Source organism: Telluria aromaticivorans (genome assembly GCF_013003915.1).
Lineage (GTDB): Bacteria > Pseudomonadota > Gammaproteobacteria > Burkholderiales > Burkholderiaceae_D > Telluria > Telluria aromaticivorans.
Map to the genome: position 1 here is coordinate 51,176 of NZ_JABAIV010000004.1, position 23,080 is coordinate 74,255.

Genomic DNA, 23,080 nt, shown 5'->3' on the forward strand with positions numbered 1-23,080 from the left:
TCAGTAATCCTGTTCTGTTCGCGCTCAGTGGCCTGATTAGTTACGGACTGCTCAGTTGCGTACCGGTTTCCCGGTTTGCATCATGCCCATGATCCGTTCCTGGGTTTTCGGGTTGGCCAGCAGCTCGATGAAGGCCTTGCGCTCCATGTCGAGCAGCCACTGCTCCGACACCACGCTGCCCTGGTCGACGTCACCGCCGGTCACGATCTCGGCGATCATGTCGCCCAGCTTGTAATCGTGGGCCGAGATGAAGCCGCCGTCGCGCATGTTGACCAGCTGGCCGCGGATCGTCGCCCAGCCATAGCGGCCGGTGACGGTCACTGGCCGGCGCGCCGGGGCGCGGTAGCCGGCGTCGAACATGGCGCGCGCGGTAGTCTTCGCCACGTGCAGCAACTCGTACGGGTTGAAGACGATGACGTCGTCGTCCTTCAGGTAGCCCATGGCCTTCGCTTCCAGGGCCGATTTCGACACTTGCGCGGTGGCCGCGTTGGTAAAGCCGGTCTTCAGGAATTGCAGGATGTCGTTGCCCTTGGCTTCCGTGAAGGCGCGCACTGCGGCTTCTTTCAAGCCGCCGCCGGCCGGCACCAGGCCGACGCCGACTTCAACGAGACCAATGTACGACTCGATCGAGGCCACGCGCTTGGAAGCGTGCAGCATCATCTCGCAGCCGCCGCCCAGTGCCAGGCCAGCCACGGCGGCGACGACCGGGATGTTCGAGTACTTCATCTGCATGAAGACGTTCTGCAGGTCGCGAACCATCGGGTCCATTGCCTTGGCGCCGCCCATCATGAAGGCGGGCATGGCCGACTGCAGGTCGGCGCCGGCCGAGAACGCGCCGCCTTCGGCCGCATCGGTATTCCAGATCACCAGGCCCTTGTAGCCTTTTTCGGCTTCCGCCATGCCGCGCTGCAGGCCTTTCACGACACCTTCGCCGATGACGTGCATCTTGGTCTTGAGCGAGATGACCAGCACTTCGTCGTCCGCATGCCAGAGGCGCACGGATTCGTCTTCGAAGACGGTAGTGCCCGAGGTTTTAGGATCGACAGTCGTCGAACCCAGCACCGGCGCGCGGAACTGCTGGCGCTGGTACACCGGCAGGTCGGACGCAGGCACGTAGGCGTTCTTCGATGCCGAGTACGAACCGTCGGCGGTGTGCACGCCTTTTTCAGCGACCTGGCCTTCGAACACCCAGGCCGGCAGCGGTGCATTGGTCAGCGCATGGCCAGCGTCGATGTCTTCTTTCACCCACTGGGCGATCTGGGTCCAGCCTGCAGCTTGCCAGGTTTCGAACGGGCCGACGCTCCAGCCGAAGCCCCAGCGCATCGCGAAGTCGACGTCGCGCGCGTTGTCGGCGATGGTGTCGAGGTGGACGGCGATGTAGTGGAAGGCGTCGCGGAAGATCGCCCACAGGAACTGCGCCTGCGGGTTGGTCGATTCGCGCATGGCCTTGAACTTCTTGACCGGGTCTTTCTCTTTCAGGATGCGGGCAACGATGTCGGCTGCCTTGGCGCCGCCTGCGACGTATTCGCCGGTGGCGAAGTCGAGGCGCTGGATTTCCTTGCCGACCTTCTTGTAGAAGCCGCCGCCGGATTTCTGGCCCAGGGCGCCCTTCTCGATCAGCTTCGCCAGCACCTCAGGCGTCTTGTACAGGCTGAAGAACGGGTCGTCCTGCAGGGTGTCCTGCATGGTCTTGATCACATGGCCCATGGTATCCAGGCCCACGACGTCGGCGGTGCGGAAGGTGCCCGACTTGGCGCGGCCCAGCTTGGCGCCGGTCAGGTCGTCGACCACGTCCACCGACAGGCCGAATTTCTCGGCTTCGTGGATGGTGGCCAGCATGCCGAAGATGCCGACGCGGTTGGCGATGAAGTTCGGGGTGTCCTTGGCGCGCACGACACCCTTGCCCAGGGTCGAGGTCAGGAAGGTTTCCAGCTGGTCGAGGATTTCCGGACGGGTCGAGGTGGTCGGGATCAGTTCCACCAGGTGCATGTAGCGTGGTGGGTTGAAGAAGTGCACGCCGCAGAAGCGCGCCTTCAGTTCTTCACCGAAGCCTTCGGCCAGTTTGTTGATCGACAGGCCCGAGGTGTTCGACGCGAAGATCGCGTTCGGCGCGATATGCGGGGCGACCTTCTGGTACAGGTCGTGCTTCCAGTCCATGCGCTCGGCGATGGCTTCGATGATCAGGTCGCACCCAAGCAGCACGTCGAGGTTGTCCTCGTAGTTGGCCACTTCGATCAGGGCCGCGTCGTCCTTGTTGCCCAGCGGGGCCGGCGACAGCTTTTTCAGGTTCTCGATGGCGCGCAGGACGATGCCGTTCTTCGGGCCTTCCTTGGCAGGCAGGTCGAACAGCACGACCGGCACTTTGGCGTTCACGCAGTGCGCAGCGATCTGCGCGCCCATCACGCCGGCGCCCAGCACGGCGACTTTCTTGACGATGAAATTGGACATGTAATTATTCCTAAGAGTTAGCGTGATGGGTTAGAACAGGTCTGCGTCCAGCGCCAGCAGATTGGCCGAACCCGAACGGGCCTGGCGGATCAGCATCGCGGTTTCCGGGTACAGGCGGGCGAAGTAGAAGCGCGCGGTGTGCAGCTTGGCGACGTAGAATTTGTCGTCCGAATCCTGCTTGGCCAGCGCGATCTTCGCCATCTGCGCGAAGAAGTAGCTGAACACCAGGTGGCCGACCACGCGCAGGTAAGGCACGGCGGCCGCGCCGACTTCGTCCGGGTTCTGGAAGGCCTTCATGCCGATTTCCATGGTCAGCTTGGTGACTTTTTCGCCGAGCTCGCCCAGCGGGGTCACGAATTCCGACATCGACTCGTCCAGGCCATTCTCTTCCACGAACGCCTTGATCTTCTCGCCAAAAGCGCGCAGCTTGGTGCCGTTGTCCATCAGGATCTTCCGGCCCAGCAGGTCGAGCGACTGGATGGTGTTGGTGCCTTCGTAGATCATGTTGATGCGGGCGTCGCGCACGTACTGCTCCATGCCCCACTCGCTGATGTAGCCGTGGCCGCCATAGACCTGCATCGCTTCCGAGGTCGCGATCCAGCCGTTGTCGGTGATGAAGGCCTTGACGATCGGGGTCAGCAGCGCTACTTCGCCGGCGGCTTCCTTGCGCACCGCTTCGTCCGGGTGGTTCAGCTCACGGTCGATCTGCAGCGCGATGTACGAGGTCAGCGCACGCGCGCCTTCGGCGAAGGCTTTCGCGGTCAGCAGCATGCGGCGCACGTCCGGGTGCACGATGATCGGGTCGGCCGGCTTGTCCAGCGCCTTCGGGCCCGACAGGCTGCGCATCTGGATGCGGTCTTTGGCGTACACCAGCGCGTTCTGGTAAGCCACTTCGGTCAGGCCCAGCGACTGCATGCCGACGCCCAGGCGGGCGGCGTTCATGAACACGAACATCGCCTGCAGGCCCTTGTGCGGCTGGCCGATCAGGGTGCCGACTGCGCTGTCCAGGTTCATCTGGCAGGTCGAGTTGCCGTGGATGCCCATCTTTTCTTCGATGGCGCCGCAGGCGATGCCGTTACGCTCGCCCAGCGAGCCGTCGGCGTTCACGTTGAACTTCGGTACCAGGAACAGCGAGATGCCCTTCGAGCCTTCCGGTGCGTCCGGCAGGCGTGCCAGCACCAGGTGGACGATGTTCTCGGACATGTCGTGCTCGCCGGCCGAGATGAAGATCTTCGAGCCAGAAATCTTGTAGCTGCCGTCGCTTTGGGGCTCGGCCTTCGAGCGCAGCAAGCCCAGGTCGGTGCCGCAATGCGCTTCGGTCAGGCACATGGTGCCGGTCCACTCGCCCGAGACCAGCTTCGGCAGGAACAGCTTCTTCTGCTCGTCGGTGCCGTGTTCTTTCAGGCATTCGTAGGCGCCGTGCGAGAGGCCCGGGTACATGGTCCATGCCTGGTTCGACGAGTTCAACATCTCGTAGAACGAGTTGTTGAGGGACACCGGCAGGCCCTGGCCGCCGTATTCCGGATCGCATGCCAGCGCAGCCCAGCCGCCTTCGACATACTGTTTATACGCTTCCTTGAAACCCTTCGGCGTGGTGACGGCCTTGGTGGCGGTGTCGAAATGGCAGCCTTCGCGGTCGCCCGAGTGGTTCAGCGGGAACAGGACTTCCTGCGTGAACTTCGCACCTTCTTCCAGTACCTGGTTGATGATGTCGGCGTCGATTTCCTGGTAGGCAGGCAGGTTCTTGAACTCTTCGCTGACGTTGAGGAATTCGTGCAGAACGAACTGCATATCCCGGATTGGCGCGACGTACTGACCCATGGTTTTCTCCTGAACGAAGGTGATGTGTGTTGTGACTTCCGGCGTAACGAAAGCGTTACTGCACCGGGCTGCCTTGCGGCGAAAGGGATGGCAAATTCGGATTACGGTAATTCTCGATCAGCCGCTCGAAACCGCGGCGTGCGCGCTCGACCGAGCCGGGCATGCGCAGGAAGCGGGCGTCGTGGTGCAGGGCCAGGATCAGCCCATAAATTTCATACACCAGCTGTTCGGCATCGGTATCGGGACGCAGGTCGCCCGCCTCGATGGCCTGGCGTGCGCTGCGCTGCAATGCGCCCTGCCATGCCTGCACCATCGACACCAGCTCTTCGCGGATCGGACCCGGGCGGTCGTCGTACTCGACGGCGCCGCTGATATAAATGCAGCCGGACGCGATCTCGACCGACACGCGCTTGAGCCAGCGGTCGAACATCGACTCCAGGCGCGGCAGGCCGCGCGGCTCGCGCACGCTCGGGTAGAACACTTCCTGCTCGAAGCGGTGGTGGTAGAGCTTGACGACTTCGAGCTGCAAGTCTTCGCGCGAACCGAAATGCGCGAACACGCCGGATTTGCTCATGTTCATCCGGTCGGCCAGCAGGCCGATAGTCAGGCCTTCCAGTCCGTCGCGGCTGGACAGCTCGAGCGCCACGTCGAGAATTGCCGCTCGCGTGAGTTCGCCCTTGCGCATGAATTTTGCTGAAGTAGTGATAACGGCCCCTGAATCGAAAAAATCCGAACGCTCGTACTATTATCTACCAGGCTTGAAATGTCAAACGGGAACTTAGAGGCGAAGTTCTATTGATGCAAGACAACGGCAGGTGGAGAAACCGCCTGCAGGACGTTCCCGGCCGGATGCAGCCGGGACAACGTTGTCGCAGATGTAAAGGTACCGCATTTTTGGACGGTCGTGCGGTGATTTTCGTAGGGTGGGCGGGTTCTCCCGCCCACGCGGTGATCGGTAGGATAAGAATAGCCGCGCGGGCGGCACTACCACGGTTTGAACGCGTGGGCAGAATCTGCCCACCCTACGGTGTAGCGATATTCTTATGAACCGGCTTTTTCGATCGCCCGGCGGTCGCGCTTGGTCGGCCGCCCCTTGATCTCCAGGCTCGGCTCCGGGAACAGCCTGCGCGCGGTTTTATCGTTCTCGCGCTTAGTCGTGCTCTCGTCGGTCTCGAAATACAGCTCGCGCGCCACCGGCGCCGGGCCGCGCTTGTCCGAGATGGCGGCGACGATCACTTCCCAGCGGTCGGAGCCGTTGTCGATGGTCAGCTTGTCGTTGAGCTTCACGTTGCGCGCCGGCTTGACCGGTTCGCCGTCGATGCGCACGCGGCCGCGGTCGATCGCATCGGTCGCCATCGAGCGCGTCTTGAAAAAGCGCGCCGCCCACAGCCATTTGTCGAGTCGTACGTTGTTGTCTTCCATAAGTAATCCTGTCATTCGTCCCGTTATGCATAGCCGATCGCGAAGATCCGCATCACCAGTTTATACAACAGGTAGGCCGCGCCATAGCTCGCACGCCTGCACCAGCCGATGTGCCCGAACTCGTCTGCGCACACCGGCACGCCATCGGCGATGCCGCGCTCGATGTGCTCGCGCATGGTGGCGGCGAATTTCTGGTCGAGCACCACCACATTGGCTTCCTGGTTCAGGAACAGCGACAGGCCGTCGCAATTGCTCGACCCGACCGTGGCCCAGTCGTCGTCGACCACCGCGACCTTTGCATGCAGCTGGGTCTTGCGGTACTCGACCACCTTGATGCCGTCCGCCAGCAGCTTCGGGTAGAAGGAATGCGCGACCGCGTCCTGGATGCCGAACTCCCCTACCCCGATCAGCAGCGTCACCTCGACGCCGCGCTGCGCCGCATGGGCCAGCGCCTTGCGGAACTTGCGGCCAGGGGCAAAGTACGGGGTGGCTAGCAGCACGCTGTGCTTCGCACGGCCAAGCGCCTGCAGGTAGGCGCGCTGGATGGTGGAGCGGTTGCGCAGGTTGTCGCGCACCACGAAGGCGGCGCGCGCCGGATAGGCGCAGGAGGTCGGCGGCAGCTTGCGCGACTCCTTGAACAGTTCGAGGCGCTGCTTCAGCCCGAGGCGGCCCGCGCGCAGCCACTGGCCGCGGGCTTCGTCGTGGATCTGGGCGACCAGCGGCCCCGTTACCCGCACTGCGAAATCCCAGCGCGGCGCGGCCAGGCGCTGGTGATCGGCATGGTCGCAGCGCATGTCGTCATTGATGTTGATGCCGCCGACGAAAGCGATTTCGCGGTCGATGACGGCGATCTTGCGGTGCGAGCGCGCGATGCCGCGCTTGCACCAGGGGTTGAACACGCGGTATTGCACGCCGGCGTCGGCAAAGGCGATACCGAGGCGCGTCGCGGGGCGGTGCTCGGTGCCGATCCAGTCGACCAGCACGCGCACCTTGACGCCGCGGCGCACGGCGCGATTCAATGCGTCGCGCACTTCGTGCCCGGTCTCGTCCTCGGCAAAGATATAGGTTTCGAACAGGACCTCGTACCGGGCCGCGTCGAGGGCGGCGATCAGCGCCGGAAAGTAGGCGGTGCCGCTTTCCAGCAGGGTGACGTCGTTGTTGTCTACGAAAGCGACCGAGCGCATAGGCGCTAAGACAGCTGGAGTTCCGCCACGATCGGCGCGTGGTCGGACAGCTTGGCCCACAGCGGGCCGTGCATCACCTGGGCGTTATCGACCTTGAAGCCGCGCACATAGATGCGGTCGAGGCGGAACCACGGCAGCATGGCCGGGAAAGTACGTGCCGGCGCCAGCCGGGGCTGGCGGCCGGCCCAGCTGCGCACCATGTCGCCCATCGGCGACCTCGGCGTGATTTCGTCGAATACCTCGACCACGCCGAGCGCGTTGCGCAGGCGGTCGCTCAGGGTATTGCGCCAGTCGTTGAAGTCGCCCGCGATGATCACTGGCTCGCCGTGCGACGAGGTGTTGACGTGGTCGATCAGGGCAGCCGTCTGGCGTCCGCGGCCGCTTTCGAACAGGCCCAGGTGCACCACGTAGCAGTGCACCGGGCCGGCGGTGGTCTCCAGCACGCAGTGCAGGATGCCGCGCTGCTCGTAGGCGTGGTCGGAGATGTCGTGGTTGTGCGAATTTTCGATCGGGAAGGCGCTCAGCAAGGCATTACCGTGGTGCCCGTGGTCGTACACGGCGTTCATGCCGTAGGCGCTGTGATGCGCCTCACCGGTGAAATACTCGTGCTGTGCTTCCTCGGGCCAGTGGTGGTGAGCGAGCTCCTCCTTGCCATAGCGCGCATGGAAACGGTCATGCCTGCCCTGCACTTCCTGCAGGAAGACGACATCGGCATGGAATTCGGCGATTGCCTTCTTCAATGCGATCACCCGCGGCGTGCTGCGCAGCGAGGAAACGCCCTTGTGAATGTTGTAGGTAGCCACACGAATTTTCATGGGGACATTCTAACAACATCGCGCGTCCTGCCATCTTGAACCGGCCCCAATCGTGCGCTTGTAGGGAACTCTTAAGAGGAGACGTGCCAGGGCAATTGCAGGATGGCTTCGGCGTTCGAGGACGAGAAGCAGCGGTCGGCCGCTTCCAGGTGCGGCAGCCAGGCGTAATGCAGGTGCTCGCGCGGGCTCAGCAGGATGGGAATATCGCGCGGGACGCAGACCGAGAACACGTGTTCCGTATTGTGGGTGACGCCGGGGGCGTAGCGGTGGCGCCAGACCGGGTAGATTTCGTAGACGTTGGAGACGCGCCAGTCGTGCAGGCGGATGGTGGCGCCGTCGGCATGGATGCCGGTTTCCTCGAACAGTTCGCGGGCTGCGGTTTGCTCCAGGGGTTCGTCTGGGGTGTCGAGCGAGCCGGTGACCGATTGCCAGAAGCCCGGGCGGTCGGCGCGCTCGATCAGCAGCACCTCCATGGCGGGGGTGTGGATCACGACCAAAACCGATTCAGGGATTTTATGGGGCATTGCCTTGCAAGCAGACGAAACAGCGCGGCTGCTCCCAGTTTAGTTGACCGCGTGGGCGGGAGACCCGCCCACCCTACGGAATTCAAGGAACCTCGAGAAACCGTAGCGAGCGGAAGGAGTGTTGGCCGAGAAGCGCAGCTGTACTTGCGTACAGCGAGCATCGCAGGCCGACAATCCGACGCGCAGTAGGTTTATCGAGGTTCACCCTCAGGCTACCTTAGGCTCGGTAGCACGCAGGCGGATGTGCAGCTCTTTCAGCTGCTTCTCGTCGACTTCCGATGGCGCGTTGGTCAGCAGGCACTGGGCGCGCTGGGTCTTCGGGAAGGCGATCACGTCGCGGATCGATTCCGAGCCGGTCATCAGGGTGACCAGGCGGTCCAGGCCGAAGGCCAGGCCACCGTGCGGCGGCGCGCCGTATTGCAGGGCGTCGAGCAGGAAGCCGAATTTCAACTGCGCTTCTTCGGCATCGATCTTCAGGGCGCGGAACACCTTGCTCTGGACTTCTTCGCGGTGGATACGGATCGAACCGCCGCCCATTTCCCAGCCGTTCAGGACCATGTCGTAGGCCTTGGCGATACAGGCGCCCGGATTCGTCTCGAGCATGTCTTCGTGGCCGTCTTTTGGTGCGGTGAACGGGTGGTGGGTCGCGGTCCAGCGGTTGTTTTCTTCGTCGTGCTCGAACATCGGGAAGTCGATGACCCACAGCGGCGACCAGACGTCGTCGAACAGGCCGGCCTTCTTGCCGAATTCCGAGTGGCCGATCTTCACGCGCAGCGCGCCGATGGCATCGTTGACTACCTTGGCCTTGTCGGCGCCGAAGAAGATCAGGTCGCCGTCTTCGGCCTTGGTCAGTTCCAGGATCTGGGCCAGCACGTCGTCCGAGATGTTCTTGACGATCGGCGACTGCAGGCCGTCACGGCCTTTTGCCTTCTCGTTGACCTTGATGTAGGCCAGGCCCTTGGCGCCGTAGATCGCGACGAACTGGGTGTAGGCGTCGATTTCCGAACGCGGCATCGAACCACCCTGAGGGACGCGCATGCCGACCACGCGGCCGCCCGTCATGTTGGCGGCGCTGTTGAAGACCTTGAACTCGACCGACTTCATCAGCTCGGTCAGTTCGGTGAATTCGAGCTTGACGCGCATGTCCGGCTTGTCCGAGCCGTACATGCCCATCGCGGTGGCGAAGTCCATGACAGGGAACGGGTTCGGCAGGTCGATGCCGGCGGCGTTCTTGAAGACGACGCGCATCATGTCTTCGAACAGGTCACGGATTTCCTGCTCGGTCAGGAACGAGGTCTCGCAGTCGATCTGGGTGAATTCAGGCTGGCGGTCGGCGCGCAGGTCTTCGTCGCGGAAGCACTTGGTGATCTGGTAATAGCGGTCGAAGTTGGCGACCATCAGCAGCTGCTTGAACAGCTGCGGCGATTGCGGCAGCGCGAAGAAGTTGCCGGCGTTGACGCGCGACGGCACCAGGTAGTCGCGGGCGCCTTCCGGGGTCGACTTGGTCAGCATCGGGGTTTCGATGTCGATGAAGCCCAGGTTGTCGAGGTACTTGCGCACTTCCATCGACACCTTGTAGCGCAGGCGCAGGTTGTGCTGCATCTGCTGGCGGCGCAGGTCGAGCACGCGGTGGGTCAGGCGGGTGGTTTCCGACAGGTTGTCGTCGTCCAGCTGGAACGGCACCGGCACCGACGGGTTCAGCACTTCCACGCTGCTGGCGTTGATCTCGATCTTGCCGGACTTGAGGTTGGCGTTGGCCGTGCCTTCCAGGCGGTTGGTCACGGTGCCGGTGATGCGCAGGCAGAACTCGTTGCGCACGTGCTCGGCGGCCTTGAAGACCTCGGCGTTGTCCGGATGGCAGACCACCTGCACCAGGCCTTCACGGTCGCGCAGGTCGATGAAGATCACGCCACCGTGGTCGCGGCGACGATGCACCCAGCCGCACAGGCTGACGGTTTGGCCCAGCAGTTCCTCGGTAACGAGGCCGCAATAGTGAGTACGCATGGTGGACATAGTTTTCGTTCCAGGTTGGTTGATTCGGCAGGGCCAAGGCCCGTATTCTTTTGTTCGGTATTGCTTATTCGGGAGCGACGACGCCCATCGAGACGATGTGCTTCAGCGCCGCGTCGACCGACATGTTCAGTTCCACGACCTTGCTGCGTTCCATCATCAGGAAGAAGCCCGAGGTCGGGTTCGGGGTGGTCGGCACGTACACGCTCACGTAGTCGCCCACCAGGTGGTTCTTGACGTCCCCGCCCGGCACGCCGGTGAGAAAGGCAATCGTATAGGAATCCGCGTGCGGGTACGGGATCAGCACCGGCGTGCGGAACGCATTGCCCGAGGACGAGAACAGCGTGTCCGACACCTGCTTGACGCTGCCGTAGAGCGAGCTGACCACCGGGATGCGTTTCATCACGCGGTCGCCCACCTTCACCACCCAGCGGCCGACCAGGTTGTTGGTCAGCAGGCCGGTGACGAACACGATGGCCAGGGTCAGCACGGCGCCCACGCCCGGCACGTCGCGGCCGAACATGGTGTGCGGCTGCCAGGCTTCCGGCACGAACAGCAGCGACTGGTCCAGCGTGCTGATGATCAGGCTCAGCACCCAGGCGGTAATTGCCAGGGGCACCAGCACCAGCAGGCCGGTCAGGAAATATTTGCGCATCGAATTCACTTGTTTTTATGGCTGCAGCCCTTGCGGGCGCCAGCATTTGCTTGATTGCGTGTGGCTCAGGCGCCGCTCTTGTCGCCGCCGGTGGCTGCGGCCGGGGCCGGCGTGCTGGCCGTGCTGCTGCCTGCGCTGCTGCCCTCGCTTGACGCGGCTGGCGCAGTGGTCGAAGCTGCTCCTGCGGCTGCGCCTGTCGCAGCGCCCGTGGCCGGCGCATTGCCGCCCCGGAAATCAGTGACGTACCAGCCCGAGCCCTTGAGCTGGAAGCCGGCAGCAGTTACCTGCTTTTTAAAAGCATCCTTGCCGCACGACGGGCAGACCGTCAGCACTGGGTCGGAAATTTTTTGCAGGGCATCTTTGGTAAATCCGCATTCATCGCAGCGGTAGGCGTAAATCGGCATCTCGTTACTCCGCAAAAATCTACAAAACCCTGAATTATAAAGCTTTTACGTGAAGTTTTGCCCGTTTGGACTGCAGTTGCCGCCAGCGACGGCTTTGCGCCGGCCCCGCCATGCGGATCGGGTGTTGTTTTTCTTCATCGTCAATAATTGTTTCGTTTGCTCAATAGCAGCTGGGGTGATTAAATAGCATCTTTCCCAACGACATGCGGTGGTAGAGCTGGCTCTGCCGCCCGAAGTTGAAGAAGAAACAGAAGATTGCGCGGTGCTGCACCGCCGCTGGTCCGTAAAAGAACGCTGTACTTCAAAGAGCCCGCGCATGCGGGCTTTTCTTTTGGGGTTGTAGGGTGGGCGGGTCCTCCCGCCCGCGCGTCCAAATCGCATATGCACTGACGCACGGGCTGTTCCTGCACTGATTGAACGCGTGGACAAGGAACTTGCCCACGCTACGATGAACGTCTGATCACAGGGGCGTGGCACGCTTGACCCACACCATCCACCGCTCTTTGCCGGCAAACACGGGAATCGAATCCGTTACCGCCACATCCTCGACGCACGCGAAACACGGCGCCATCAAGGCATCCAGCTCCTCCCGCCCGATACCGAACGGCGGACCTTTTGCTACCTGGTCAAAAAAGAAGAAGCCACCTACCCTGCCGCCTGGCCCCAAGAGTTCGGCCCAGCGCGCCACGATTTGCGGGCGCATGGCCGGCGGCAGCGCGCACAGGAAGGCGCATTCGTAGATGACATCGAGCGCGCGCGCCGGCTGCCAGGCAAAGAAATCGGCTTCCAGCACGCGTTCGCTCCACTGCCCCGCCAGCGCCTTGCCGCGCGCGACCGCAACGGGGGCGAAGTCGATGGCGACTGCGTCCCAGCCGGCATCGCACAGGAAGGCCAGCTCCCAGGCACTGCCGCAGCCGGGAATCAGGGTGGTGAGTGGACCGCTGTTGCGCGCCACGAAGCCACGCAGGGCTTGCGGCACGCCGCCGCGGTCCCAGGGCGTGAACTCCCTGGCGAAGCGCTCGTCCCAGAAATGCGGGCTGAGCGGGTCGCGCTTATCGAAGGGGGGCTCAGCCGCCGCCATAGACGAAGAACCAGCCGATCGCTGCCATGCCGAGGCTGCCCGCCACCAGGCCGAGCAAGGTCATCAGGCCCAGCAGGCGGTTGGTGCGGCGCTGCTCGGCCATGACCAGGGCCATGAGGTCGGCATTCGACATCGGATGGCCGCCGGTGTGGCCAATGCTGGCATGGGCATGGTGCTCGAGCGCCTGGTGCAGCAGGCGCGGCAGTTGCGGGAAGATGTGGGCATAGCGCGGCGCTTCGGCGCGCAGGCGCTCGACCATGCCGCCCCAGCCGACCTGCTCGCCCATCCAGCGCTCCAGGTACGGCTTGGCGGTCTTCCACAAATCGAGCTCCGGGTCGAGCTGGCGGCCCAGGCCTTCGATGTTGAGCAGGGTCTTTTGCAGCAGCACCAGTTGCGGCTGCACTTCCACATTGAAACGGCGCGACGTCTGGAACAGGCGCAGCAGGATCTGGCCGAAGGAAATGTCTTTCAGCGGGCGGTCGAAGATCGGCTCGCAGCAGGCGCGCACCGCCGATTCCAGCTCGTCCACGCGGGTATTGCGCGGCGCCCAGCCCGATTCGATGTGGGCCTCGGCCACACGCTTGTAGTCGCGCCGGAAGAAGGCCAGGAAGTTCTGCGACAGGTAATCCTTGTCGAAATCGGTGAGCGTGCCGACGATGCCGAAGTCGAGCGCGATGTAGCGACCGAAGGTCTCTTTCTCGACCGAGACCAGGATATTCCCCGGGTGCATGTCGGCGTGGAAGAAGCCGTCGCGGAATACCTGGGTGAAGAAGATCTCGACGCCGTCGCTCGAGAGCTTTTTCAGGTCCACGCCTTCGGCCGCCAGGCGGTCGATCTGCGAGACCGGGATGCCGCGCATGCGTTCCATGACGATCACGCTGCTGGAGCAATAGTCCCAGTGCATCTCCGGCACCATCAGCAAATTCGAATTGGCGAAATTGCGGCGCAGCTGGCTGGCGTTGGCGGCCTCGCGCATCAGGTCGAGCTCGTCGTGCAGGTATTTGTCGAACTCGGCCACCACTTCGCGCGGCTTCAGGCGCCGGCTGTCGGCCCACACGCGTTCGATCAGGCGCGCCGCCAGGTCCATCAGCGCCAGGTCCTCGTCGATGGTCTTCTTCATGCCGGGACGCAGGACTTTGACCGCGACTTCGGTGCCGTTTTTCAGTGTTGCGAAGTGCACCTGGGCGATCGAGGCGGAGGCCACCGGCGTGCGCTCGAAGCTGGCGAACAGCTCGTCCGGGTGGGCGCCGAGCGAGGTCGTGATCTGGGCAATGGCAAGATCGGAATCGAAAGGCGGCACCTGGTCTTGCAGCAGCGACAGCTCGTCGGCGATATCCTGGGGCATCAGGTCGCGCCGGGTCGACAGCACCTGGCCGAATTTGATGAAGATCGGGCCCAGCTCTTCGAGCGCCATGCGCAGGCGGATCGCGCGCGGCGAGGTGATGCGGCGCCAGAAAAACATGGTATTCATGAAGCGCGCGGTGCGCGGGGCCTGCAGGCTCGTCACCGCGATTTCGTCGAGACCGTATTTGGTGGCAATGGTGAGGATTTTTACCAGGCGCAGGAATTTCAATATCATCAGTGATCCGAAGAAGTCAGTGTTGCGCTTGCGGGTGTAGCGGGAGCGGCCTGCGCCAGGCGCGCCTCCAGTTTCGCGATGCGCTTGGCGGTGCGCTCGACGTCGTCGCGCAGGCGCACCACGTCGGCCGCGAACTCGCCGACCTGGGCCGGACGCACCAGCACCTGGCGTTCGTCGAGCAGGAATTCGGCCAGGTTCTCGGCCAGCCGCCGGCCGGCGCCCAGCACACCTTCAGCCGCGCCGCGCGAGCCTTGCACCAGATGGCGCGCAGCGAGCGGGCCGAGCAGGCGTTCCAGGTCGTATTCGGCATCCCAGCGCAAGCCTCTGGATAGCGCCGAGATGGTGTTGGCGAATTCGGCATCGCCCTCGATTTTCACGTACGAAAAGGCGCGGTCGCGGTTCTGCGCGATCAGCGGCAGGTCGGCCAGCTTGACGCGGATGGTCACGTTGGCCGCGCCCTCGCCCTGGCTGGTTTCCAGCATGCCGTCGCGCGCCACGCGCAGGCGCAACTGCAGCTGCCCGGTATCGATACAGGCTTCCTTGCCGGCGTGCAGACGCAGCGCATCGCGCGCCCAGGCTTCCTGGGCCAGCAGGTGGTTGATCGTGGCGACCGCTGGGGCCGACAGCATGGAGGAGCTCGGGGACATGGCAGCACACGTTGTTGAAAAAAAACCGCCCGATGGTTCGGGCGGTTTTGATCTTACCAGTTTGCCGGGCTCAATCCCGGCAGCACGGGAACTTTACTAAAAAATAATTCTTATTGCACTTGCTGAATGCCCGCCAGCACCCAGCCGCCATTGCCCGACAGGGGCTTGGACATGTTCCAGACCTCGACGAAAGGCTCGGCCGGCGCGTTCGGGGCGGTGCGGATCATGCCGTCGAACTGGACGCTGGCCAGGTAGTCGGTGGCGGTGGTCTCAATGCCCAGCAGCTGGCCCTCGATCGTCACCACGTCGGTGAAGTCGGCGGCGGCGCCGCGTTCCTGGATCTGCATCTTGAGCTCGGCGAAGACTTCCGGCGTGGTGAATTCGCGCAGGTCGCTGCTGTCGCCGCGGTCCCAGGCTGCCTGCATGCGGATGAACGAGGACTTGGCATGGCGCAGGAAGGCGGCCTGGTCGAAGTCGCCCGGCACCCCCCACTGGTTATGCGAGCCCATGGTGGCGGCGCCCGGTTTGCCCAGGGAGACGCCGCCGCCGTGTTGCTGGCCCTGGAAGCCGACCGGCTGGCGCAGGCCGGAACCGATTTCCGGCGTGCCTACCGAACCGGCAGCGGCGCCCACCGCCTGCGGATTGGCATAGCCACCGAAGGCCGGGTTGGCCGGGGTGTCCTTGCGGCGGAACATGCGGATGATGAACATTACGGCCAGTGCCAGCAGGCCGATCATCAGCACCGCCGAGATCACGCTGGCAAAGGCGCCGCCGATGCCGAAGTGCGACAGCAGTGCGCCCAGGCCGAGGCCGAGCAGCGCGCCGCCCAGCAAGCCCTTCCACATGCTCGGGCGCGCCGTGCGGGCGGCAGCGGCTGCGCCGGCAGCACCGGCGGTAGCCGGCACGGCCGAAGGCTGACGCTGCTGGAAACCGGGCGTTGGCGCCGGTGCCGGCGCCGGCATCCGCTGCACCGATTGCGACTGGCGCCCGATCGAGCGCTTGCCGCCCATCGGGCGCGCGGTGGCTTCCGCAATCATCGAGACGGCGGTGACCGCCAACAACATCGTAGCCAGGAATTTTTTCATGATCATGCCTCTACAATAAGCTTACAGTTTGATGCCGGTGTGCAGGGCAGCCACACCCGCCGTCAGGTTGTGATACTGGACCCGCTCCAGTCCTGCGTCGATCATCATCGTCTTCAGGGTGTCCTGGTCCGGGTGCATGCGGATCGATTCGGCGAGGTAGCGGTAGCTCTCGGCGTCGCCGGCAATCTGCTGTCCCAGCCATGGCAGCACCGAGAACGAATACACGTCATACGGTTTCTGCAGCGGCGCGATGACTTTCGAGAACTCCAGCACCAGCAGCTTGCCGCCGGGTTTCAGCACGCGCCGCATCTCGGCCAGCGCCTGGTCCTTGTGCGTCATGTTGCGCAGGCCAAAGGCCACGCTGACCCGGTCGAAATAATTGTCCGGGAACGGTAGCTTCTCGGCATCGCATAACAAAGTGGGGGTCACCAGGCCCTTATTCAACAGGCGGTCGCGGCCGACACGCAGCATCGACTCGTTGATGTCGGTGAGCCAGACCTCGCCGGTGCGGCCGGCCTGCTTCGCGAAGGCCTTGGCCAGGTCGCCGGTGCCGCCGGCAATGTCGAGCACCTTGAAGCCCGGGCGCACACCGGCCTGGGCGATCGTAAACATCTTCCAGGCACGGTGCAGGCCGGCCGACATCAGGTCGTTCATGACGTCGTACTTGGCTGCGACCGAATGGAAAACCTTGGCGACTTCCTGGACCTTCTGGTCCTCGGCGACCGTCTTGTAGCCGAAGTGGGTGGTATTCGTCATATATAGTGGCGGATTAGTGTTGCCACATTATACAAGCAGGCGCCATACACCCACGCCACCCTGCCCGGCCCCTGCGCCAGTGTCCAACTGCGAGATTGCCGCACCGAAAAAGTTGCCTCAAGTATAATGACGGATTTGACGGCCCCTGGCCCGTCTTCCCCTCCATGCGCATCCGCACACGCCTGCTGATTCTTGTGCTGTCCATCCTGGTGCCTTCGTTCATTGCGGCGGCGCTGGCAGTGGCCTACGTCTACCGCGAAGAACAGACAGCGCAGGAGAGAGGCGTCAGCGAGGCCAGCCGCGCCTTCGGGCTCATGGTGGACAACGAACTGCGGACCCACGAAGGGATCCTGCATACACTGGCCGGCGCGCCCTCGCTGCGTGACGGCCGGCTGCGCGAATTCTACGACCATGCCCGCCACATTGCGCCCGGTATGGAAACCGTCATCGTGCTGGCTGACCTCGACGGGCGGCAACTGATCAACTCGCGCAAGCCATTCGGGGCAGCGCTGCCGGTGCGACGCTCTTCCAACCTCGGCGACCTGATGCAGCGTCATGGTCGGGAAGGCACGCTGGTGTCCGACGTGTTCATGGCGCCGATCGGCAAGCGGCTCGACTACACGGTACAGGTACCGGTGACGATCGGCGGTACCCTGCGCTATCACCTGGTCATGGGAATCAACGTGGCGACACTGCAGAAGCTGGTCGAGCGCCAGGGGTTCCGCAGTGGGTGGATCGCCACCATTGTCGACCGCCAGGGCGTGGTGCTGGCCCGCTCGCGCCGCCCGGAGCGTTTCGTCGGCCAGGGGGCCAGCCCGGTGATCCGGCAGCGCCTGAATGCCGGCAAGGAAGGCGTCTGGGAGAGCCGAACGCTCGACGGCGTCGACGTGCGTGCCTTCTTCAGCACCGTGCCGCTGTCTGAATGGAAGGTGCTGATCAGCATCCCGACCAGTGAAATCCACCGCGTGCCGCTCAAGGCAGCCGCGCTGCTGGGCGGCCTGATGGCGGCGCTGCTGGCGGCCGGGGTGCTGGCGGCGCACCGGCTCGCGCGGCGCGCTATCGTCCCGATCGAATACCTCGGCCGCAGCGCGGACGAACTCGGCCAGGGCAAGGAATTGAGCTACCAGCCGCAAGGGCTGACCGAGATCGACGGCGTGGCCCGGCGCATGGCCGAGGCCGGGCGGCAGATCCATCAGTCGCAGCAGGAACTGGAGCGGCGCGTGGCCGAGGCGGTCGCCACCACCGAGCGCGTGCAGGGCGCCCTGCTCAAGGCCCAGAAACTCGAGGCACTGGGACGCCTGACCGGCGGCATTGCCCACGAATTCAACAACCTGCTGCAGACGCTGAGCACCGCGCTGCAGCTGGCCGAACTCACGGCCACCCAGCCGAAAGTGCTGCAGCTGGTCCAGACCTGCAAGAAAACCGTGCAGCGCGCCGCCGCCCTCACCGGCCAGCTCGGGGCCTTTGGGCGCATCCAGGAAGCGCGCCAGGAAACCGTGGATGCCGGCCACCAGCTGCGCAGTGCGCTGCAGCTGATGGCCGGTGCGCTGCGCGAGGACATCACGCTCGAAGTCGCCTGTGACGACGCCCCGTGGCCGGTGACGGTCGAGCCGCTGCAGTTCGACCTGGCGCTGCTGAACCTGGCGATGAACGCGCGCGACGCCATGCCGCGTGGCGGCGTGCTGCGCATCGAGGCCCGGAATGTCACCCTGGCGCAGCCGCCAGGCACGCTGCCGCGCGGCGATTATGTGTGCGTGAGCGTGCAGGACAGCGGCAGCGGCATGGCGCCCGAGGTGCTGGCGCGCGCGCTCGACCCCTTCTATACCACCAAGGGCCAGGGCCAGGGCACCGGCCTGGGCCTGCCGCAAGCCTATGCCTTTGCCACCCAGTCGCAGGGACTGCTGGTGCTCGACAGCGAGCCCGGCCGGGGCACGCGGGTGGCGCTCTACCTGCCGCGTGCGCGGGCGGCGGCGCAGGCGACCCAGCCCGTCCAGCCGGCGGTCCAGGCAGGCGCGCTGCCGCGCGCGCGCGGCCAGGTGCTGTTCGTCGAGGACGACCCGCTGGTGCGTGAAGCGGTTACCCGCGCGCTCGAGGAGTCCGGGTTCGAGGTGCTGGTTGCCGAGCATGGCGACCAGGCCGTGGCCCTGCTCGACGGCGGCGCCCGCCCTGCCGTGGTGTTCTCGGACATCGTGATGCCGGGATCGGTCAGCGGCATCGACCTGGCGCATATCGTGCGCCGGCGCTACCCCACGCTGCCGGTGGTGCTGGCCACCGGCTACACCGCGCGCCAGGCCGCCATCCCGGGCGTGCAGGTGCTCGCCAAACCCTATCCCATCGAGAAGCTGGTGGCGCTGCTGGCGAACTCCACCGCGAATACGTAGATTCCCTAAGGCATTGATTCCTACGGGAATTTTTTCGATGCGGATTACCAACTCGACAATTTTCGTGCGCCGAAAAGTTGCTTTTTCTGTTTAAATAGAAGTCATACGTGACCGGACCAGATCCGGCTTACATTGCGGGAATTCCAGGCCCGCCCTCTGGCCATCAGCGCCATCCGCATTGCCAACAAAATAGATAACAAACGGGGTAAACGGTGTCGGTAAAACGTCTGTTATGCGTATCGAATGAAGGCAACGCGGGGGTGCATGCTGCGTGTGGCGAATTGCGAGGCTGGGACGTGTGCACGGTCGACAGTTTCCAGGCCGCGCGCAAGGTGCTGGCGCAACAGCATTATGCGGTTGGCCTGCTGCTCGACGGTAACGGCACCCTCGAACACGACGATACCGAGCGCTTCCTGCAGCAGCATCACCATATCCGCTGGATCGGCGTGTTCGGCTCGGAACTGCTGCACCGCCCGCAATTGCGCCAGGCGATCGCGACACACCTGTGCGATTTCCATACAAGGCCCGTAGACATGGTGCGCCTGCACCATTCGCTCGGCCACGCCCACGGCATGGCCATGCTCACCAAGGGCACGCCCCCGCACAAGCGCCAGGCCGGCGCGCGCCATATCGACGGCCAGTCGGTGGCGATCCGCCGCCTGCGGGCGCACATCGACAAGATTGCCGCGGTCGATGCGCCGGTCCTGATCTCTGGCGAAAGCGGCAGTGGCAAGGAACTGGCGGCACAAGAGATCCATGCGCAATCGCCCCGCGCCGGCGGACCTTTTATTGCGATCAATTGTGCGGCCATTCCGCCCTCGCTGATCCACTCCGAACTGTTTGGCTACGAGCGCGGCGCCTTTACCGGCGCGGTCAAAGAAAAGCAGGGCCTGATCGAAGCGGCCTCCGGCGGCAGTATTTTCCTCGACGAGATCGGCGACCTGCCGCTCGACCTGCAGGCCAGCCTGCTGCGCTTCCTGCAAGAACGCACTATTTACAGGGTGGGCGGCACCCGCACCATCGCGGTCGATGCGCGCGTGATCACCGCCACCCACGTCGACCTGCCCAAGGCGGTGGCCGCCGGACGCTTCCGCGAAGACCTGTATTACCGCCTGAGCGTGTTCCCGATACGGGTGCCGCCGCTGCGCGAACGCAAGGACGACCTGCCACTGCTGACTGATCTCATCTTCGACAAATATTCCGATGAGAAGAGCCCGCAACTGAAAGGCATCAGCAAGCAGGCGATCCGCGCCATGGCGCAGCACGACTGGCCCGGCAATATCCGCGAGCTGATCAACCGCATGCGGCGGGCGATGGTGCTGGCCGAGAACCGCCTGATCATGCCGGAAGACCTGGAGCTTGCGCCGCAGGAAGACGCGATTATCCTGCGAGACGGCCTCGATAATTCGCGCGGTAGCGCCGAACGCACCGCTATCTGGAACAGCCTGGCCAAGTGCGGCAACAACATCAGCCAGGCAGCACGGGAACTTGGCGTCTCGCGCATGACGCTGTATCGCCTCATGGCGAAGCATTCCATCGCCCCTTGAGTCCACACAGGGCTCCTTCCCCCTGCTTTTTCTCCTACGTACTGAATGCAAGCCCCGGGCGCCGCTGGATCCTGCACGCCCCAGCAGCCGTTACAGCTTGATACAGCCTGGTGACAATCAGCGGGAACTGTCACAGCTTTGCGACAGCAAATCGCGGACTTATTGAACTTTCCCATCAATCCAGTCCTACAAACTTGCCGAACATCAAAATCATCATCTTAATCAAAGACTTGCAGGGCATAGACATGCTTGGCACGTAATCTGCTACGTCAAAGTTGGACCGGCGTCATGTGAAGCCGGGCATTTCAACTTCAGTGACACACACAGGGGAGTAACAGATGAAGCGCACTATTCTGGCGACCGCGATCGCACTGGCATTTGGCCTGGCCCAAGCCCAAAACGGCAACACCGTCGGCGCCGTCGGCACCGACAACACCCAAAACCAAATTACTGACCAGAGCAATAATTCGGACAACCGCAACTCTTCGGGCCAAAACCGCAGCCGCGGTAATGCCAGTGCCTCTGCCGCCGGTGCAGCGGCAGCCAATAACAATAGCACTTCATCTGCCACGACAACAGGTTCCTTCAACACCTCGAGTGCGGACGCCCACAGCCGTCTCGAAGGCCAGGCAGCCAACAACACCATTAACAACATCGGTAACGCCGCACGCAACGACGGCAATGCCAACGGCGCAGCTGGCAGTGGTGCCGAAGGCGGCGAAGCCACTGGCGGCAACGCCCGCGGCGCCAACGGCGGCAGCAGCGGCGCGGCACGTGGCGCGGACGGCGCGCGTGGTGGCGATGGCGGCACCGCAAGCAGCGGTGCTGCACGCAGCGGCGATGCCACGGTGAGCGCAGCGCGCGGCGGCGACGGCGGCGCAGGCGGCGAAACCGGCAATGCACGCACTGGCGCCGGCGGCGATGGCGCCGCCGGTGGTGACGGCGGCCGCGGCGCAGCAGGCGGCGCAGGTGGCCGTGGGGCCCTGGGCGGCGCCGGCGGTGACGGCGGTGGCGCCAACACCGGTGGCGACGGCGCGCGAGGCGGCGACGGCGGCAGCGGCGGCAACTCCATGGCGACTGGCGGCGCGGGCGGCCGCTCGGTGGCAACCGGCGGCGCAGGTGGCCGCTCCGACGCGACCGGCGGCAGCGGTGCTGCCGGCGGCGCAGGCGGTGAAGCGACCGGCGGTGCAGGCGGCGACGGCCGTGGCGGTGCAGGCGGCAGCACCGGCCGCATTGTCGGCGGCAACGGCGGCGACAATGGCCGGGTCGAGGGCGGCGCCGGCGGCAGGGGCGGCGCCTCGGATGCCATGGGCGGCAGCGGCGCTGCCGGCGGCGCAGGCGGCATGGGCGGCACCAGCGGCATGGCGAATGGTTCAGGCCAGGGTGCAGGCTCCACTGCCACCAGCGGCGGCGTCGGCACCGGCACCAATACGGCAACCGGCGGCGACGGCGGCATGGGCGACGGCACCACTGGCGGCGCAGGAGGCACCGCCGATGCCAATAGCGGCGCCGGCACTTCGGGTACCGCCACCACTGGCGATACGACGAACACCGCAGGTTCCAGCACCTCGGGTACGGGCGGCGCAGGCGCTGCCGGCGGTGCAGGCGGCTCGGGCGCCGAAGGCAGCTCGACCGGCGGCGCAGGCTCGACCGGCGGCGCGGCCAGCAGCGGCACCGCAGGCGCCGGCGCAGCCCTGACGGGCACCGGCGGTGAAGGCGCTGCCGGCACGGGCGGCGGTGGCGCCACCGGCACCGGCGGTGCAGGCGGCGCGGGTGCTGCCGGTGCTGCCGGCACCTCGACCGCAGGCGCAGGCGCCACCGGCACCTCGACCGGCGGTGCAGGCGCTGAAGGCAGCGCGACCGGCGGCGCCGGTGCAGCGGCTGGCACTGGCGGCGCGGGCGGTGCAGGCGGAACTGGCGGTGTCGGCGCAGAAGGCGGCGCAGGCGGCGCAGGCGCAGCAGGCGGTGCCGGCGGCGCAGGCGCAGCGGGCGGCACGGGCGGCGCAGGCGGGGCGAGCGGCGATGCAACCAACACCGGCGGCGCAGGCGCTGCCGGCGGCGAAGCCACCGGCGGCACCTCGACCAGCGGCGCAGCCACGTCGGGTTCGGCTACCGGCGGTAGCGGTGCAGCAGGTGGCGCAGGCGGCACCAACACCTCCGGCGCCGGTGGCGCAGGCAGCACCAATACCGGGGGCGTAGCCACCGGCGGTGCAGGCGGTGCCGGTACCGGCGGCAGCGGCGGCACCCAGAGCGTGACGACCGATATCTTCAACATGTCGAACGGCATGACGGACGTTGCGGCAGCGGCAGCCGGCGTCTCCGTGGTTAGCCAGAACGGCGGCTTCTCGTCGCTGGTCCAGCAGAGCGTCAACGTTCAATCGAACATGAACGTCGGCGCCGCAGCCACGCCAGCCACCACGCAATAAGCAAGTCAGCAGCACCTGCCGCGTGGCGCCAGCCACGCGGCATTTTCACGGCCGAAGGGGACACCCTGGCGCCAACAATAACCCGTACCAAGCAGCAGGGGCCATGCCCCTGCTTCCAATTTAAGCTCCCCCACCAGACGCTGCCGATCGTGACCGGGCCCGCCTCCACTGTGGGGCCGGCTGATCGCCCCTGTATCGTTCTTGCCAGGCGCTGACACGGCACCTACGTCCAAGATACTCTTGGCACCTGGAGCCCGTATCGTGCGTACAAATGTCCCCTCGTGCGGTTTTTCCC

General features: G+C 64.8%; 18 protein-coding genes. 3 read left to right on the forward strand and 15 right to left on the reverse strand.

All coding sequences use genetic code 11. From position 1 onward, the window contains the following. Positions 1-51 precede the first annotated feature (51 nt). From HGB41_RS12860 to ubiE, 15 genes are all read right to left on the reverse strand, one after another. On the reverse strand, positions 52-2,448 hold the full coding sequence (locus HGB41_RS12860; protein WP_171084989.1) for a 3-hydroxyacyl-CoA dehydrogenase/enoyl-CoA hydratase family protein: 2,397 nt from the start codon (positions 2,446-2,448) through the stop codon (positions 52-54). A 30-nt stretch (positions 2,449-2,478) separates the two neighbouring features. Further along, positions 2,479-4,269 (reverse strand): acyl-CoA dehydrogenase C-terminal domain-containing protein, encoded by a 1,791-nt coding sequence (locus HGB41_RS12865; protein WP_171084990.1) that lies wholly within the window; start codon positions 4,267-4,269, stop codon positions 2,479-2,481. Between the two features lie 55 nt (positions 4,270-4,324). Continuing rightward, the gene (locus HGB41_RS12870; RefSeq protein WP_171084992.1) at positions 4,325-4,954 is read right to left on the reverse strand and encodes a TetR/AcrR family transcriptional regulator; all 630 of its coding nucleotides are present in this window, start codon (positions 4,952-4,954) and stop codon (positions 4,325-4,327) included. 356 nt (positions 4,955-5,310) lie between these two features. Continuing rightward, a complete protein-coding gene (locus HGB41_RS12875; protein WP_171084994.1) occupies positions 5,311-5,691 on the reverse strand; it encodes an RNA-binding S4 domain-containing protein in 381 nt (126 codons plus the stop codon). A 23-nt stretch (positions 5,692-5,714) separates the two neighbouring features. Next, positions 5,715-6,875 carry a cardiolipin synthase ClsB gene (clsB, locus tag HGB41_RS12880; RefSeq protein ID WP_171084996.1) on the reverse strand — a complete coding sequence of 387 codons (1,161 nt, stop codon included), beginning with the start codon at positions 6,873-6,875 and terminating at the stop codon, positions 5,715-5,717. Positions 6,876-6,880: 5 nt separating this feature from the next. Beyond that, on the reverse strand, positions 6,881-7,690 hold the full coding sequence (locus HGB41_RS12885) for an endonuclease/exonuclease/phosphatase family protein (RefSeq protein ID WP_171084998.1): 810 nt from the start codon (positions 7,688-7,690) through the stop codon (positions 6,881-6,883). Positions 7,691-7,761: 71 nt separating this feature from the next. After that, on the reverse strand, positions 7,762-8,214 hold the full coding sequence (gene nudB / locus HGB41_RS12890) for a dihydroneopterin triphosphate diphosphatase (protein ID WP_171085000.1): 453 nt from the start codon (positions 8,212-8,214) through the stop codon (positions 7,762-7,764). 207 nt (positions 8,215-8,421) lie between these two features. Then, a complete protein-coding gene (gene aspS / locus HGB41_RS12895) occupies positions 8,422-10,218 on the reverse strand; it encodes an aspartate--tRNA ligase (protein ID WP_171085664.1) in 1,797 nt (598 codons plus the stop codon). 73 nt (positions 10,219-10,291) lie between these two features. Continuing rightward, positions 10,292-10,879, reverse strand: a complete 588-nt coding sequence (locus HGB41_RS12900) for a DUF502 domain-containing protein (protein WP_171085001.1) — start codon at positions 10,877-10,879, stop codon at positions 10,292-10,294. A 65-nt stretch (positions 10,880-10,944) separates the two neighbouring features. After that, positions 10,945-11,283, reverse strand: a complete 339-nt coding sequence (locus tag HGB41_RS12905) for an FmdB family zinc ribbon protein (RefSeq protein WP_171085003.1) — start codon at positions 11,281-11,283, stop codon at positions 10,945-10,947. A gap of 460 nt (positions 11,284-11,743) precedes the next feature. Continuing rightward, entirely contained in the window at positions 11,744-12,364 is a 621-nt protein-coding gene (locus tag HGB41_RS12910) for a methyltransferase (protein ID WP_171085005.1), read from the reverse strand. Beyond that, entirely contained in the window at positions 12,351-13,943 is a 1,593-nt protein-coding gene (gene ubiB, locus HGB41_RS12915; RefSeq protein ID WP_171085007.1) for a ubiquinone biosynthesis regulatory protein kinase UbiB, read from the reverse strand. Before ubiB ends, HGB41_RS12910 begins: the two co-directional genes overlap by 14 nt. Then, on the reverse strand, positions 13,943-14,590 hold the full coding sequence (locus HGB41_RS12920; protein ID WP_171085009.1) for a ubiquinone biosynthesis accessory factor UbiJ: 648 nt from the start codon (positions 14,588-14,590) through the stop codon (positions 13,943-13,945). The genes ubiB and HGB41_RS12920 overlap by 1 nt, the downstream gene beginning before the upstream one ends. Positions 14,591-14,700: 110 nt before the next feature. Beyond that, on the reverse strand, positions 14,701-15,675 hold the full coding sequence (locus HGB41_RS12925) for a Tim44 domain-containing protein (RefSeq protein WP_212760934.1): 975 nt from the start codon (positions 15,673-15,675) through the stop codon (positions 14,701-14,703). Between the two features lie 21 nt (positions 15,676-15,696). Then, positions 15,697-16,431 carry a bifunctional demethylmenaquinone methyltransferase/2-methoxy-6-polyprenyl-1,4-benzoquinol methylase UbiE gene (ubiE, locus tag HGB41_RS12930; protein WP_171085013.1) on the reverse strand — a complete coding sequence of 245 codons (735 nt, stop codon included), beginning with the start codon at positions 16,429-16,431 and terminating at the stop codon, positions 15,697-15,699. Between the two features lie 164 nt (positions 16,432-16,595). On the opposite strand from ubiE, the gene HGB41_RS12935 reads away from it, so the two are divergent. From HGB41_RS12935 to HGB41_RS12945, 3 genes are all read left to right on the forward strand, one after another. Then, entirely contained in the window at positions 16,596-18,812 is a 2,217-nt protein-coding gene (locus HGB41_RS12935; RefSeq protein WP_171085015.1) for a hybrid sensor histidine kinase/response regulator, read from the forward strand. Between the two features lie 212 nt (positions 18,813-19,024). Continuing rightward, positions 19,025-20,359: a sigma-54 dependent transcriptional regulator gene (locus HGB41_RS12940; protein ID WP_171085016.1), complete on the forward strand. Its 1,335-nt coding sequence runs from the start codon at positions 19,025-19,027 to the stop codon at positions 20,357-20,359. A 338-nt stretch (positions 20,360-20,697) separates the two neighbouring features. Beyond that, entirely contained in the window at positions 20,698-22,785 is a 2,088-nt protein-coding gene (locus tag HGB41_RS12945) for a hypothetical protein (protein WP_171085018.1), read from the forward strand. The last annotated feature ends 295 nt before the right edge of the window (positions 22,786-23,080 follow it).

Bases quoted from the DNA above. Each gene is read 5' to 3' on its own strand.
- HGB41_RS12905 (WP_171085003.1), bottom strand. From the start codon at position 11,283: ATGCCGATTTACGCCTACCGCTGCGATGAATGCGGATTTACCAAAGAT.
- nudB (WP_171085000.1), bottom strand. From the start codon at position 8,214: ATGCCCCATAAAATCCCTGAATCGGTTTTGGTCGTGATCCACACCCCC.
- HGB41_RS12920 (WP_171085009.1), bottom strand. From the start codon at position 14,590: ATGTCCCCGAGCTCCTCCATGCTGTCGGCCCCAGCGGTCGCCACGATC.
- HGB41_RS12910 (WP_171085005.1), bottom strand. From the start codon at position 12,364: ATGGCGGCGGCTGAGCCCCCCTTCGATAAGCGCGACCCGCTCAGCCCG.
- ubiE (WP_171085013.1), bottom strand. From the start codon at position 16,431: ATGACGAATACCACCCACTTCGGCTACAAGACGGTCGCCGAGGACCAG.
- HGB41_RS12860 (WP_171084989.1), bottom strand. From the start codon at position 2,448: ATGTCCAATTTCATCGTCAAGAAAGTCGCCGTGCTGGGCGCCGGCGTG.
- HGB41_RS12925 (WP_212760934.1), bottom strand. From the start codon at position 15,675: ATGAAAAAATTCCTGGCTACGATGTTGTTGGCGGTCACCGCCGTCTCG.
- clsB (WP_171084996.1), bottom strand. From the start codon at position 6,875: ATGCGCTCGGTCGCTTTCGTAGACAACAACGACGTCACCCTGCTGGAA.
- HGB41_RS12875 (WP_171084994.1), bottom strand. From the start codon at position 5,691: ATGGAAGACAACAACGTACGACTCGACAAATGGCTGTGGGCGGCGCGC.
- HGB41_RS12935 (WP_171085015.1), top strand. From the start codon at position 16,596: ATGCGCATCCGCACACGCCTGCTGATTCTTGTGCTGTCCATCCTGGTG.
- HGB41_RS12865 (WP_171084990.1), bottom strand. From the start codon at position 4,269: ATGGGTCAGTACGTCGCGCCAATCCGGGATATGCAGTTCGTTCTGCAC.
- HGB41_RS12900 (WP_171085001.1), bottom strand. From the start codon at position 10,879: ATGCGCAAATATTTCCTGACCGGCCTGCTGGTGCTGGTGCCCCTGGCA.
- ubiB (WP_171085007.1), bottom strand. From the start codon at position 13,943: ATGATATTGAAATTCCTGCGCCTGGTAAAAATCCTCACCATTGCCACC.
- HGB41_RS12870 (WP_171084992.1), bottom strand. From the start codon at position 4,954: ATGCGCAAGGGCGAACTCACGCGAGCGGCAATTCTCGACGTGGCGCTC.
- HGB41_RS12945 (WP_171085018.1), top strand. From the start codon at position 20,698: ATGAAGCGCACTATTCTGGCGACCGCGATCGCACTGGCATTTGGCCTG.
- HGB41_RS12885 (WP_171084998.1), bottom strand. From the start codon at position 7,690: ATGAAAATTCGTGTGGCTACCTACAACATTCACAAGGGCGTTTCCTCG.
- aspS (WP_171085664.1), bottom strand. From the start codon at position 10,218: ATGCGTACTCACTATTGCGGCCTCGTTACCGAGGAACTGCTGGGCCAA.